General features: G+C 70.6%; 11 protein-coding genes and 1 CRISPR repeat array. All 11 genes read right to left on the minus strand.

What is annotated here, in order from left to right; genetic code table 11:
* Window positions 1-92: 92 nt before the first annotated feature.
* A complete protein-coding gene (locus ACMCNK_RS35580) occupies window positions 93-704 on the minus strand; it encodes an endonuclease domain-containing protein (protein WP_412741097.1) in 612 nt (203 codons plus the stop codon).
* 171 nt (window positions 705-875) lie between these two features.
* A complete protein-coding gene (locus ACMCNK_RS35585) occupies window positions 876-1,544 on the minus strand; it encodes a hypothetical protein (RefSeq protein ID WP_412741098.1) in 669 nt (222 codons plus the stop codon).
* A gap of 742 nt (window positions 1,545-2,286) precedes the next feature.
* Window positions 2,287-2,598 (minus strand): hypothetical protein, encoded by a 312-nt coding sequence (locus ACMCNK_RS35590; RefSeq protein WP_412741099.1) that lies wholly within the window; start codon window positions 2,596-2,598, stop codon window positions 2,287-2,289.
* A gap of 75 nt (window positions 2,599-2,673) precedes the next feature.
* A CRISPR array of direct repeats spans window positions 2,674-4,596; the repeat unit is 29 nt; unit sequence GGGACCACCCCCGCATGCGCGGGGAGCAC.
* Window positions 4,597-4,621: 25 nt separating this feature from the next.
* Window positions 4,622-5,023, minus strand: coding sequence for a type I-E CRISPR-associated endoribonuclease Cas2e (gene cas2e / locus ACMCNK_RS35595; protein WP_412741100.1), 402 nt, complete (start codon window positions 5,021-5,023; stop codon window positions 4,622-4,624).
* A complete protein-coding gene (gene cas1e, locus ACMCNK_RS35600; RefSeq protein WP_412741101.1) occupies window positions 5,023-5,985 on the minus strand; it encodes a type I-E CRISPR-associated endonuclease Cas1e in 963 nt (320 codons plus the stop codon). The genes cas2e and cas1e overlap by 1 nt, the downstream gene beginning before the upstream one ends.
* Window positions 5,982-6,656 (minus strand): type I-E CRISPR-associated protein Cas6/Cse3/CasE, encoded by a 675-nt coding sequence (gene cas6e / locus ACMCNK_RS35605; RefSeq protein WP_412741102.1) that lies wholly within the window; start codon window positions 6,654-6,656, stop codon window positions 5,982-5,984. Before cas6e ends, cas1e begins: the two co-directional genes overlap by 4 nt.
* Entirely contained in the window at window positions 6,647-7,360 is a 714-nt protein-coding gene (gene cas5e, locus ACMCNK_RS35610) for a type I-E CRISPR-associated protein Cas5/CasD (protein WP_412741103.1), read from the minus strand. Before cas5e ends, cas6e begins: the two co-directional genes overlap by 10 nt.
* Window positions 7,357-8,475 (minus strand): type I-E CRISPR-associated protein Cas7/Cse4/CasC, encoded by a 1,119-nt coding sequence (gene cas7e / locus ACMCNK_RS35615; protein WP_412741104.1) that lies wholly within the window; start codon window positions 8,473-8,475, stop codon window positions 7,357-7,359. The genes cas5e and cas7e overlap by 4 nt, the downstream gene beginning before the upstream one ends.
* Before the next feature lie 2 nt (window positions 8,476-8,477).
* Window positions 8,478-9,119, minus strand: coding sequence for a type I-E CRISPR-associated protein Cse2/CasB (casB, locus tag ACMCNK_RS35620; RefSeq protein ID WP_412741105.1), 642 nt, complete (start codon window positions 9,117-9,119; stop codon window positions 8,478-8,480).
* Complete coding sequence (gene casA, locus ACMCNK_RS35625) at window positions 9,116-10,786, minus strand: type I-E CRISPR-associated protein Cse1/CasA (RefSeq protein ID WP_412741106.1); 1,671 nt, start codon at window positions 10,784-10,786, stop codon at window positions 9,116-9,118. Before casA ends, casB begins: the two co-directional genes overlap by 4 nt.
* A gap of 203 nt (window positions 10,787-10,989) precedes the next feature.
* On the minus strand, window positions 10,990-13,830 hold the full coding sequence (gene cas3 / locus ACMCNK_RS35630) for a CRISPR-associated helicase Cas3' (RefSeq protein WP_412741107.1): 2,841 nt from the start codon (window positions 13,828-13,830) through the stop codon (window positions 10,990-10,992).
* Window positions 13,831-14,086: the final 256 nt, after the last annotated feature.

Below are 14,086 nucleotides of genomic sequence, written 5' to 3' on the forward strand. Positions count from 1 at the left end.
ACTGACGTAGGTCAGTGGTCTGCTCGAGCCGCTCCGGTTCTGACGGGTGAGATCGCCGGCACGCCAAGACATCGATGGGTACGAAGCACGGCTTAGTCCCGGGCGGCCCGGAGTGCCTGGTGGGCCGCGAGGTACGCGGCGATTCGCTTACCCCTGGCTCGCATCCGGGCATTGCGACTCTCCGTCATGAATGCTGCCCGCCGCTCGTACTGCGCCACCATGAAGTTGCAGTCATTGCAGAGCAGCCCCCGCACACACAGCCCGCAGCTGTAGCCCTGATCGCAGCACGCGTGGTCGTGGTCGATCGACAACGCCACCGGCTCACAACACAACCGGCTGAACGGTGCCGGGCACAGGGCGCACACGCCGCTCTGCGCGCGCAGCATGTCGCGGTAGCTGCGCACGGTCATCCGATGCCGGCGCACCGCATGCATCGGCACCACGTCGATGCACTGCGGCCACGTCCGCCACCGGCTCCGACCCTTCACCCGGATGCCGAAGTCCACCCGTACCAACCGCTCCTTGGCGGGGCAATTCCCGTTGTGCTCGCCGCCGACCCGCCGCAGCGGGTGCACCGCGAGATTGAGCAGACCACCGTCGTATCCCCCACGCGGCAGCTCACACTTTCGCGGCTGCGGCGGCCGCCGTACCGGCCCCGGCTGACTTCCACGCCGCGCGGCGATCTCGCGCATCCACTGCTTCACCAGCGCTCCACCCCGCGTACGTGCTGCCGCTCTCCTCGCTCAGCATACGCAGCTGCGTCCGGCACTCGGACTTTTCACTCCGGCGGCGCGACAACAAGCGCTTGCGCCGCACGCAGCTGCGCGACGTGTGATTGCCGTTGCCGCGCCGCGCTCCCCCCGCCTCGGCGGAGGTCAGATTGCCAGGTCGACCTGGGCGGGCCGCCGGGTGGTCATGGCGAGCGCCCACGTGCACGCGGCCGCGTACCGGTGCAGGGCCGTGGCCAGTTCCGCTCCGATATCGACCGACCCGGCCGGCCGGTTCGCCGCGCGCCGCGGGTCGTCGAACATCTCGACCGGATGCGAGCGCAGGGTGTGCTCGACCAGGACGTGTACCTGCCGGTGGCTGACCGCCAGCTCCACATTGTACTCGGCGACCTGGATGTGGCGCTCCGCGTCTGCGGGCAGCTGCACGAGCGGTAGATGTTCCGCCAACGACCCCAGCACCGCAGAGGGTGCCGCGCCTACCCGATCCGGCAGACGCGGCGGCTGGCCACTCTGCGTCACCGGCTGGGTGACCTGCGCAGCGGTCACCGCATAGTCGGTGGCCGCCGCCGTGTACGCCACAACCATCTGCTCGGAGTAACTCAACGAAGCCAGCACCCAGGCCGTGTCCAGACGTGACCGCACCGACGAGCACGTGCGCTCCTCGCTCGCCGCTGCCCGCTGACCGAGCAGATCCGCCTCGCTGACCAGCAGAGCAGCATGGTTGCAGGCGTGGCCGAGGTCGATGAGAGCGGCGGCAACGTCCATCGGTATCTCAAGGCCCCAGTCGGTGGGCAACAGATCGAAGCTGCTACTCACAGGAAGTCTCTCCTGTCCTGCCAGGCTGCTGCGGTCCCCAGCAGTGTAGGAGCGGACCGACGCCGTGGGGAGTTGACGCCCACAAGCCGTATCTGCCGAGCAGCAGCCGCGTTGTCGGGACCGCGCCACGCCCCTGGACCATCCATGGGCCAGCCCGACCCCGCGTCGTCTTGCCGGGTCCGACGGTGATGTCGGATCCACGACGATCTACTCCGTACTTGGTCACGACCACTTGTGCCGCGCCGCCACCCGGCTGTCAGGATGATGGACCGAACAGGCGATCAGCCCTGGTTAGTGACGAGATCGGTGCGGCGGGCAGCCCAGAAACGAGACGGCCCCGACCTGAGACAAGAGGTGCACACAGAAGATCGCCGAAATGGGCGTGGAGGTGCCGGTGCCGTTCGACGGCCGTCGCGTGTGCCAGACGCCTGGCCACCGGCGCAGCCGACCGGTCGAGATCCAGGTGGTGGCCACCGCCCGGACGGCTGGCTACGCCTGTCGCGTGTGGCTCGACACCGACACCACCGACGCCATCCTCGTCAGCGCGGTGAGGACACCCCGGAGCGGCTGCTGGATGCGGTGTGGCGCCCTGATTCAGGCCGCCACCCACCCAGCACCAGAATCACCTCATCGCCCACGAAGTCGGACGCTGGTCTTCGACCAATACGACGACCTGGGCGAGCGCCAGCTTGCGGACCATCCCCGGCGTGCAGCGGGAAACGCGTCTTGATCTGCGACGGACCTACTCCCTCAGGGCTGCAGCCGCTCTGGCGAGCCAGTCCTCCGACGGTTCCGGCAGACTCGGGCGTACCCTAGTCATGACGTGCACGGCGCCTTTCGCCAACACTGACAAGGCGGACTCGATCGCCTCGCGCTGTGCATTGTCGACCAGGTCACGGGTCGCCTGATCGGGCACCTCCAGCAAGACCAACGCGCCGACGACGGCCGTGATGCTGGACGCGTGCAGCATCACACGCTCGTCGTCGGACAAGGGACGAGCTTTCTCGATCATGCCGATCGCGGCGTACCAGACCAGTTCCTCTCGAGCATTCACCGTGCCCACCTTTCGTTGCGGCCGGCGGTTCCGCAAGCGCCAGGTGCCGGGCGGTCCGACTTTGTCGCGGCGTCGACAACTACCCCCGCATGCGCGGGGAACACAGGTGTTCCCGCACCTGCCGGGCAGAGCTTCCGTGGCCTACCCTCGCATGCGCGGGGAGCACCTGCGCACGGTCGTCTGCGACACCTACGACGTGGGACTATCCCCGCATGCGCGGGGAGCACGGCCGGTGGCTGCTGGACATCGCCGCACCCTATGGGACCACCCCCGCATGCGCGGAGAGCATGAGGACGAATCCAGCCGGTACGCCTCGACCTTGGGACCACCCCCGCATGCGCGGGGAGCATAAGCCCGAGCAGCGCGATGGCACGGAGTACGAGGGACCACCCCCGCATGCGCGGGGAGCGCTGGCGCTGCATGGGATCGGGTGGTGCGTGCCGTGGGACCACCCCCGCATGCGCGGGGAGCACGACCTGCAGCATCAGGGCGTGATCCGTTCGGCAGGACCACCCCCGCATGCGCGGGGAGCACTACAGTACAGCGCCCGCTTGACTGCACCGTTGGGACCACCCCCGCATGCGCGGGGAGCACGTGATGAACGCGGTGCCGGTGCCCTTGGACCGGGGACCACCCCCGCATGCGCGGGGAGCACTCCATAGGCAGGATCGCCGTCGCCCCGACGTCGGGACCACCCCCGCATGCGCGGGGAGCACGCCACTCACCGTCCTGCTCGCACTGCACCCGGGGACCACCCCCGCATGCGCGGGGAGCGCGATCCGGTGCGCGCCGAACGCCGTGCGCAGTCGGGACCACCCCCGCATGCGCGGGGAGCACGCGAAAGGTGTTCGGATCACCGGCATGACGCAGGGACCACCCCCGCATGCGCGGGGAGCACATCAACCGGTTGTCGATGTCGGTGATGGCGGTGGGACCACCCCCGCATGCGCGGGGAGCACTGGAGTACCCCGCTGCAATCGTTGAAGACACCGGGACCACCCCCGCATGCGCGGGGAGCACAGGGACCGCCCGTCGGGTTGGGTGATGCCGTGGGGACCACCCCCGCATGCGCGGGGAGCACGCCAAGTACGGCTGGTTCCAGTGCCCGACCACGGGACCACCCCCGCATGCGCGGGGAGCACGTGCTCGGTTCGGCCGATTACACCCTGCTCCCGGGACCACCCCCGCATGCGCGGGGAGCACGGGCAGATCTACCGGCTCTGGTGCACCATCGAGGGACCACCCCCGCATGCGCGGGGAGCACGTTCCCGCGTAACCCTCGCCCGGCCGGCTCGTTGGACCACCCCCGCATGCGCGGGGAGCACGTGCAGCCGCGGAACAGCGCGAAGAACATCGCGGGACCACCCCCGCATGCGCGGGGAGCACTTTTGCCCCGACCACGATCACTCCGCCGTCCGGGGACCACCCCCGCATGCGCGGGGAGCACCGCTCCAGCGTTTCCGGGTCGAGCTTCTTCGTGGGACCACCCCCGCATGCGCGGGGAGCACGTCGGCTCCTACCTGCCGAATCAGTACAACCCGGGACCACCCCCGCATGCGCGGGGAGCACGGGGTGGTCCTTCCCGTCCACGCCACGATCCCGGGACCACCCCCGCATGCGCGGGGAGCACGTGGCTTGGAACCTCCCCGACCAGTTCGAGGACGGGACCACCCCCGCATGCGCGGGGAGCACCCGGCAGGCCGCGTTGATGGCGCTGTTGATCAGGGACCACCCCCGCATGCGCGGGGAGCACTTCTCGGCGACGGCGGCCACCTTGCGGAGCAGGGGACCACCCCCGCATGCGCGGGGAGCACGCGAGCGTCAGCCCACCCGGGCCTTCGCCGAGAGGGACCACCCCCGCATGCGCGGGGAGCACGCTCCTTGCTGGGGTGGCTGGCCGGACGTGGAGGGACCACCCCCGCATGCGCGGGGAGCACAGGTACATGGCGGCGGCGCGGGCCTGCCACAGGGGACCACCCCCGCATGCGCGGGGAGCACTCTTCCTGAGCTGCGTTAATGTAGATCAACTTGTCGGGTTTTGTTTAGTTGGTGTGGACGCTGCTCCGCTGGTGCCGGGTGAGCGACGGGCGAAGCGGCGGCGTTTGGCTGCCTTGCTCCATCCTTGCGGAATCGCGGGGTTGTAGACCGGCTGTGATGCCGGGCGGCGCATCAGTGTAATGCCGTCGTGGTCGACGGGCTGCCAGTCGTGATCGTGTGTTTCGAAGGTGAGGCGCTGTTCGCCGGGTCGCTGGTAGACGAGCAGCGCCCGGCCCGGAACGGCCAATTCGATGACTCGGGCCCAGAGTCGTTGTCTGATGCGGGAGTTCACGTGGCCCACGTATACCCCTGCCGCGATTTCGAGCAGCCATTGCGTGAGGTGCCCGCGCAGCCCTGGTGGGCAGGCGGTGAGAATGATGACGGTCATCAGAAGTCAACCGCCTGGTCGCCGTGGTTGTAGCGTGCCGGTATCTCGGCTCCGCTGTCGTCCCACAAGTTGACCTCGTCGGCGTCGAGCCAGTCGTCGTCGATCGGGCCGGGGGTCGGCTGGGTGTCGATCAGCAGGTTGCGGATGTCGCGTACGCATCGGTCGAGCAGGGCTCCGTCGTGGACGCGGTCACGGATGGCGCGGCGGGTGTCGGGGCCGATGTCGGCTGTTTCACCGGCGGCGATGTCGAAGGCCACCGGGATGGTGATCTCTGCTTTGTACAGGTCGGCGATGTCGTAGACGAAGGACCGCTCGTGGCCGGTATGGACAAATCCGAGCCCGGGTGAGGCCCCGACGGCGACGATCACGGCGTGCACGATTCCGTACAGACAGGCGTGGGCGGCGGACAGCGCCTGGTTGATGCGGTCTCCGCCGGCGAAGTTCGTCGGGTCGTAGTCGCGCTGGTTCCAGGCCACGCCGGTGCGCGCGGAGTGTTGCCGGTAGCAGCGCCGGACCCGGGCACCTTCTTTGCCGCGCAGCTGCTGCATGGTCGAGGTGGTGGTGTCTTCGCAGGGGAACCGCATCCGATACATGGCCCTGGCGACGGCGAGCCGGCGGTTGCGGTTGGAGACGGCGGCTGCCTGGGCGATGAGCAGCCGGCTGGACTTGGCCAGTGAACGGCCGTGGGCGTAGTAGCGCACGCCGCGCTCCCCCACCCACACCGTGGTGGCGCCGTTGTCGGCGATCAGCATCATCGCCTGGTGCGTGATGGATGTGCCGGGCCCCAGCAGCAGCACCCCGATTGTCGCTGCGAGGATGTGTGCGATGCCCTTGTCGTCGGTGGCGGTGATCGCGTTGGCGTCGCGGTGGATGACGCAGCGTTCCAGGTAGAGGAAGCTGATCCGGTCCTGGGCGCGCAGCAGATCGGGAAGCTGGGGCGGTGGGACGCCGGGATTGTTCACGGACGGCTCAGCGGGGCGAGGGTGAGCAGGCCGCATCCGTACGCCCGGGCGTGGCCGATGCCGCCGGTCAGCACCGTCCGGAAGGTCTGCGTGTCCTGGATGGTCAGCACGCCGTCGTAGGTGGCGGTGATCACCGTGACGGGGCGCTGCCCGTGGTTGCGGACGAATCTGAGGGTTTGGCGCTGGTGCAGCAGGAGGTTGGGTTGGCCGTCGGCCTGATCGGTGATGGTGAAGCCGTGCCGCTCGGCCCGGTCGGTGAGCCACCGAACCTGCTGATCGGCGGTGAGGTGGCCGTAGCGCTGGGTGTCGGCGCCGTCGGTGCGGCGTCCGCTGCGGACCGGGTTGGCGGTGAGCCGGAAGGCCCAGTGCTGGCCGTCCTGCAGGGTGGCGAGGAAGGGCTGGTAGGGGCGGGTCGTCCAGGTGTCGATGGCGGGCCAGCCGGCCTGCTCGACCAGGTGTGTCAGGTCGGGCCGCCCAGGGCTGACGATGTACAGGGTGATCTGCCGGTCGGTGCTCTGGTCGAGGCGCCACAGGGTGCGCGCGCCGGCCCGGGTGTGGTCTTCCACGGTCGGGAAGCCGGCCAGGACACCGGCGTGCATGGCCTGCGGCGAGTCCAGCAGTTTGCGGGCGCCCCGACGAGCGCCGTTGATGCGGAAGCGGGTCAGGTACATGTCCATCCTTCGAGGACGTCCATCGGGTCGTGGTCGATGGCCGGCCGGGCGAGGGGATTCTCCACAGCGGTGTGGTCGCGCACGACGCTGCGCCATGCGTGGCGCCGGTGGGTCGGGTCGAAGCTGACCGGCGCGTCCGGCATGGTCTCCGTGACGGGATCGTCCGGGCCGGCATCGCGCTGAATCTCCAGGCGTACGGTCCGGTGTCGTCGGTGTTCGCGTTGATGCCACGCCGCGGCCTGCCAGGGCCAGGTCCTGAGCCGGTCGCCCAGGTCGCCGTCGTGAACCCCGAGGCTCACCACACCGGCGGGCGGGCACGACCGGCGCCCCAGGAAGATCGGGAAGTGGGGGCGGGCCAGGGCCGCGTCGAGGCCGTGCAGCAGGGTCTGCTCGCCGCTGACCGCGGCGAGGAACACGGCGTCGGACAGGTAGTGCCGGTAGGTCAGTGGCATGCTGGTCCGCCCGTCGAGGGTGCGGGCCACTTGGAAGTCGCGGATGATCTGGCCGGGCTGGTCGACGCGGACTCCGAAGCGGAGCTGGAGCAGGTCGGTGAGCGGGTCGGTGCGGCGCAGGCCGCGGGCGGCGGCGAGCATGCCGATGACGCCGCTCTTGGTGGGTGCGGTCTCGGTGTGCCGGTGCACGAAACGGCTGCGGGTGCCCCAGGCCTGCAGCGGGCCGGCCAGCCGCATCAGCAGCACGCTCACCGCGGGCTGCCGAGGCGCTCGGCGATGGTGTCACCGACGGCCTCGGCGAGCGCCGGCAGCGGGAGCGGGGCGCCCAGCGCGGCCAGCGCGGAGGTGCGGGGGCCGACGTGGGTGACCCAGGCGGCGACCGGCTGCTCGCCGTAGGCCTCGTGGACCTGGGTCGTGTAGTCGGCCAGCGCCTTGGTGGCCGCGCCGACCCGGCCGGAGCCGTCGTCGGCGCGTCCCACCGGCTCCTCGAACGCGCCGACGAGGTTGATCGCGCGGGTGTCACGCAACTGGACCAGCACGGCGTCGGGGCGGGTGCCGTTGGCGAAGGTGTTCTGCTTGCCGGTGGGCATGCTGAGGGCGAAGGCACGCAGGAACGCCTCGACGGCCCGCCGGGTCGCGGCCGGGTCGCCGAGGGTGTCGTGCAGACGGTCGACGTCGATCGTCGCGTAGCGGTAGAGGGTGGAGGAGTTGAACTCGATCGAGCCGATCATGCCGGCACCGGTTTCCTGGACGTCGTGTTTGCGGTCGTCCACGGCGGTGAAGTAGTCAAATTCGTTGTCCACCGGGTGCACGCTGATGGCGTGGGCGACCTGCACGGCCGCGTCCACGTTGATGTCGCTGACGTCGGCGACCATCCGGCCGAACATGGCGATGTCCACCGAGTGTTCGCGGTTGGCGGCGTCCTTCGCCGTCTTCGCGTCGGGGGTGGTGCCGGCGCGGGCAGCGTCGACGGCCAGTTCGGCGAGGCGTTGCTGCTGGCGGTGGCTGAGGAACAGCAGGTACTCCGACTCGGCCGCAGCGCCCTTCTTGGGCTCCTTCTTGATCAGCCCGGCGGCCTTGAGGACACCGTGCGCCAGCGCGGCGGACTGGTCGGTCAGGTCGGGGTCCAGTGCGTCGATGCGCGCGGCGATGGCTTCACCGACGCGTTTGGTGCGCTCACCGAGCTGGTCGTCGTCGAGGTGCTGCTCGAACGCCAACCGCACGGCGCGTTTCCATGCCTGGCTGGACACCCGCGCCCGGCGGACGCCGCCGTAGACGGCGGTCTTGGGGGAACCGGTCTCGTCGCGGTTGAGGTTGCTCGGGGGAACGGTCTGCAGCGCGTGGACGTCGATGATCGAGCGGGTCATGGCTACTCCTGGGAATCGTCGGCGACGGTCTGGGGGGTGAAGCTGCGGTAGAACTCGCGGCCCCACTGGGCGCGGACCCGGTCGTGCCCGCCGGGCCACTGGAGGCGGACGAGATCGTCGGCGAGTGCCCCGTAGTCGAGCGGGATGCGGTGCTGCCTCAGCAAGCTGATCAGCGCCCGGACGTGGTAGGCGGTGGCGTCGTAGGTCATCGTTGCCCCGAGGGCGGAGAATCGGCGGCGTACCGCGTCGGGGCTGTCGGCGGTGCGGGCCAGCCGGCTGATGGCGGTGCCGAGGCCGATGCCGTCGACGTGCATGGGTTCGCCGACCGACTGCTGGTGCCCCGCGTACAGGGTCAGTGCGGTGTGTTTGGCCCACTCCTGCCGGGTCGGCTCGTCGCCCGGCGCGGCCTGGAAGAAGCGGTCGGGGACGCTGGTGACGGTCAGCACCGTGTAGACGGCGCCGGGTGCTCTGCCCGCCGCGGCACGCAGCCGCGCCAGGGTGGCGACCGCGCTGCTGTCGCGCCTGATCAGGCGGTCCTGCAGGTCGGCGACCGTGCGGGCGACGTGGTGCCCGAACGGCTCGCGGCGCCGCTGGGTCGCAGGGGCGGGTGCCTCCCCGGGTGCGGATGTGGCGTCGGCGGTCATGCCGGTACCTCCTCGGTGTCGACGTTCTGGGCGGCGCCGGTGTCCGCGAGGGCCAGGGGCAGCTCACGGTGGAGTCGGCGCCGGAACCAGATCTCGGCCAGCGGGGCGCAGATGAACTGCGGTTTGTCCCCGCCGATCTCCCGCCCGGTCCAGGCCGCCGGCCCGGCCTGCCGGATCAGGTCTGCCCCCAGCCGCAGCAGGCCACGCTGGACCGTGCCCTGCCAGTCGCTGCGCGCCGCCGCGAGGTCGGTGTCGGGGCCGAGGCCGCCCAGCCAGTGCCGGAACTGCTGATCCAGCACCGCGTAGGCGGTGTCGGCCGCCCGGCCGGCGGCGTCGGCCGGGCCATCTCCCTTCGCGCCGGCTGCGCGGGCAAGGTTGGCGGCCAGCACGCGCAGCGCCTTGACCGCGGCGTCGGCGTCGCCGGCGCTGCTCACGATGAGCATCCGCAGCCCCGCATCCGGGTGGAAGACCTGCACCGTCATGGTCAACGCGTCGTCGATGGTCTGGTCGATCACCGACTGCTGCGTTCCGTACGCCGCGCCGACGGCGTGGACGGTGACGCGGGCGTCCCGGGCGACGTGTTCGTGGTAGCGGATCCTGGCGAGCCACTCGGTGACCGGCGGCGCGAGGTGCGCCGCACCCGCCGTACCGGCCGCGGACGCCGGGGCGGGCAGCAGCGTTTCGAGACCGCGCCACAGGGCGCGAGCCGGGTCGTGGCGGGCGGGCACGTACACGGGGCTGCGTTTGAGCTCCTTCTCCCGGGGCTCGCTGCGCCGCCAGCCGCTCAGCGGCTCGAGGCGATGCCGGTCGGCGGTGTCCAGCTTGTCGCCGTTGGCGATCAGCGCGCCGGTGATCGCTTCGGCGTCGCCGAACAGGCGGATCCGGCGGGACTGCCAGGTGTAGAGGCTCAGCGGGCCGAACGGGCCACGGGCACGGATGTCCTGCTCCGCGGCACCCATCGGGTCCCGTTCCCAGACGGGGGCGTCGGCGTCGCCCCGGCCCAGGCCCGGGAAGTCCTCCGGGATCAGGTTGAGCAGCAGGGTCTCTCGCAGCGAGGCGCCTTCGAGGAAGATCCCGCCCAGGTTGCCGCACCAGCCGGGGCCGATGGGATAGCCCTTGCCGCCCTTGACCCGCGGGTCACCGACCGCACCGGACTTGATGCCCGAGGTGTCGTACGCCTGGCAGTGCACCAGCCACCGGGCTGCCTCCGCCGGCGTGATCCGGGACAGGGCTGCGCCCACCCGGGCGGTGAGGTACGGCGTGCCGTTGGGCACGTCGGCGATCAGCCGTTCCAGGCCGACCGGCTCGTCCTTGGCCGTGCGCAGGCCGGCGACCTGGTAAAACGGGGTGACCGGGTGCAGCAGGTCGAACCGGTCCCGGTAGCCGGCCAGGTAGCCGCCGATGTCGTCGGTGGGCAGCCGCGGGCTGCGCCACAGCCGGCGCCACTCGGTCTCGTCGGCCGGTCCGGCGACCGAGCAGTGCAGGATCGCCAGCAGCAGCCGTAGGATCGCGAACGTCTGCGTCGGGAGGTCCCCCACGATCGCCCTGATCTCGCCGGCCTCGGCGAACAGTTTCATCACCGAGATCGTGTCCTGTACGCCGGTGCGGTACAGCACGACGATCCACGGGTCGTCGATCAGAGAGAAGGTGGACGGGTTGTCAGACACGTAGCACTCCTTCCACTGAGGAGCTGGCGTGAGCGCGTGAGAACCTACTACTTCGAAGGCCCGAAATCGTGTTCCCACTCGCTGGTGGGGTGGCCCGCTACTGCTTCGTTCGTCCACATGCTCCCCGCGCCAGGCGGGGTTTGAGCAGGCCATACGCGACCTTGCAAGGTCATGCCAGGCGGCCGCGCTCCCCCGGGCCGGTTTCAGTCGTCCGAGGGATGTCGCATGACGCGCAGGCCGTCGTCCTTGTCGTACTGCAGATGGAAACCGGCGAGCTCGGCCCGACCCGACGGGTCGAGCGCGAGAATCAGCTCACCGCCCAGCCACGGGTCCTTCGCCCACGCGCCGATGTAGCCGCGCTCCAGCTCACCGATGAGCCGGTCCATCCGGCCCGAGCCGGAAGTCATCGCCGCGGGCAGCGACAGCACGCACGACGCGACCGTCCGGGCCAGCCACGCCGGCGGCACGGTATCGATGGGCACGACCAGGCCACCGTTGGCCGGCAGCCACGACGGCGTGCACAGGCCCTCAGCGGTGCGGACCAGGACCAGCACGTCGAGGGTCTCAGCGCCGTCATCGCGCACGTGCGCACGTCCCCGCGCGTCGTCGGAGCCCCGCTGCGCATCGCCGATGTCCCCGCTCAGCCAGGCCACCAGATCCGCACCGGGCGCCCCCACCGCGCCGAGGCGATAGTCGTCCGCGCGCTGCGCCCGGTCGAAGTCCTGCTGCGCCAACCGGTCTGCGGCCTCGGCCAGCCGTGGCTGCCACCCGGCCGGGCCGATCGGGTCGTCCGCATACGCGGCCTGCACCAAGGGTGAGATGTCGGCGGGCAGGTCCACCGGCCGGCCCTGCGTCAGGTACGGCCACAGCACTGCCGCGCTGCGCAGCAGGCTGGACTCCGCGTACACGGCAGTCGATCCCCTGACCGGGGCGGGTGGCTGGGCGGCCCAGTCCGCACCGGTGATCAGACACCGCGCCTGCGACAGCCGGGCCGGGCGGTCCCGCTGGTGGCGGTGCATCCGGCCGATGCGCTGCAGGATCAGGTCAACCGGTGCCAGGTCAGTGATGAGCAGGTCAAAGTCGATGTCCAGCGACTGCTCCGCGACCTGGCTGGCGACCACGACATGCCGGACCGGCCGGGTGCCGCCGGTGCGCGCGAGGTGTCCGGGGGACCCGACCCGGTCTACCAGCCAGCGGTCCTTCGCCGCCCGATCCGGTCCCATGAACCGGGAGTGAGCGACGGAGACCTCAACCTCGCCACGCAGCAGCCGCCGCAACACGGCGGCCGCCTCTTGCACCCGGGTGACGGTGTTGCGGACCACCAGGGCGCATCCGCCCTCGGCCAGCGCCTCCCGCAGGAGGCCCGCGAGCTCGACCAGGTCGTCGTCGTGGCGCTCGAGGCGCACCGGGATCCTCCGGCTCGACGCATCACAGGCGACCGTGGTCGGGTTCCTCGAGGTCCCGGAGACGCTGAGCAGCGGATACCGCAGATCCTCCCGCAGCGCCTGATAGGGCGACGGTTCCCCGCTTCCGCGGCCCTTGCGGCGACGTACCCGCGGCGCCGACGCGAACCGGCCGTTGTCGTACGCCTCCATCATCTGGGCACGGCGCTGCGCCGGCAGCGTCGCCGACAGCACCACCACCGGCACGCCGTAGGCGCCCAGCCATTCCAGGGCCCGGTCCAGGTACTGACTCATGTACACGTCGTAGGCGTGCGCCTCATCGATCACCACGACCTTGCCGGCCAGGCCGAGATGCCGCAGCACCAGATGCCGTTTCTTCAGCGCGGCGAACAGCAGCTGGTCGATGGTGCCGATCACGAAACCAGCGAGCATGCTGCGTTTACGCCCGGCCAGCCACCGGTGCGCGGCAACCTCAGCCCCGCCCTCGTCCACCCCGATCTCGGTGGGCAGCGGCGCCTTCAACAGCGTCGCGAACTCCGTGTTGAGCTGCGCCTTACCGTGCGCCAGCGACACCCCGTGCGCACCCCGGCCGACGTCGGCGTCAGGGAGGCGCCGCACCCAGGCCAGCACCCGCGAGAACATCGCATCGCTGGTCGCCCTGGACGGCAGCGCGACATAGCATCCGCCCGCCCCGCAACGCGCGGCCAGCACCTCCACGGCCGCCAGCGCCGCCTCGGTCTTACCCTCCCCCATCGGCGCCTCCACGATCAGCACCCCCGGGACGGGCATCTGCCAGGCCGCCTCGACCGCGGCCCTTTGCACCGGACGTGCACGTGCGTGGTCCGGGAGCTCGAAACGTGCCGCGAACAGCTGATCCACATCGGTGGGAGGGACAACCGCCTGCCACGGAGTGGGCAGATCGACGGTTTCCCAGCCCTCCGCGAGACGGGCCGCTCCATCGGAGAGGCGCCGATCGTACGGGAAGTACTCCTCGTTGCTCGCGATCCAGTCCGCAACAATGACGATCCCGGTCAGCAGTGCCTGCACCGGAGGCGACAGGCTCACCTCCCGCCACGCGGCCAAGCGGTCGGCGACACCGACGCGCGCCGCCATCCAGTCCAGCAGCTCGCCACGCACCTCGGGCCACGGTCCGTCCACCCCCATCAGATGAGGCAGATCGATCACCTGCTGGATCTCGGCCAGGGTGGGCGGGACGCCGTGATGGCCGCCCACGACCACGGCGAACGGCGTCGCAGCCGCACGATCCCACCCGTGCCGGCGCACCAGCCAATCAGCGAGCACCACAAACCCGGCGGTGGCGTGAGGTGCCCGGCGGCGATCCGCGGCCACCTGCGGATCGAAACGAAAACCATGACCGCGCATCAGCTCCGCGAGCGACGGCACCTGGCTGGCGAAAGCCGGAGTGGCCTTGCCGATGTCATGTACGCCGGCCAACCAACGAACCAACAGCCGCCCGTCCGCGACACCATCAGGCAGCTCCACGGCGATACGCTCCCGGACCGCGACGGGCAACCACCCGTCCCAGAGCAGCCCCGCAACGTCACCGGCGTCCACCAGGTGCCGCCACAACGGCAATGGCCGCACCAGATCACCGGACTTACCCCAGACCGCACGAGCCATATCAGTCAGGGCTACGTCAAACTCCACAGAGACGATGGAAACATCTGGGTCCGACACTTCCGGAAATGGCCCTGGAGGGTGGCCCGCACTTGCCTGCAGTTCATGCCCCACGTTGTCCACCCGGGTCCTGTGAGGGGACCACCCGCCTCCGCGGTGACGGCTCGATGCCGACGACGAATCCGCCACCGCCGCGGGCTGAAGGGCGACCCCCGCGTACGCGGGGACGGCGACTGGATCAGCTCCTTCCAGTCCAGGC

The sequence above is a fragment of the Krasilnikovia sp. MM14-A1259 genome (assembly GCF_047159535.1).
Classification (GTDB): domain Bacteria; phylum Actinomycetota; class Actinomycetes; order Mycobacteriales; family Micromonosporaceae; genus Actinoplanes.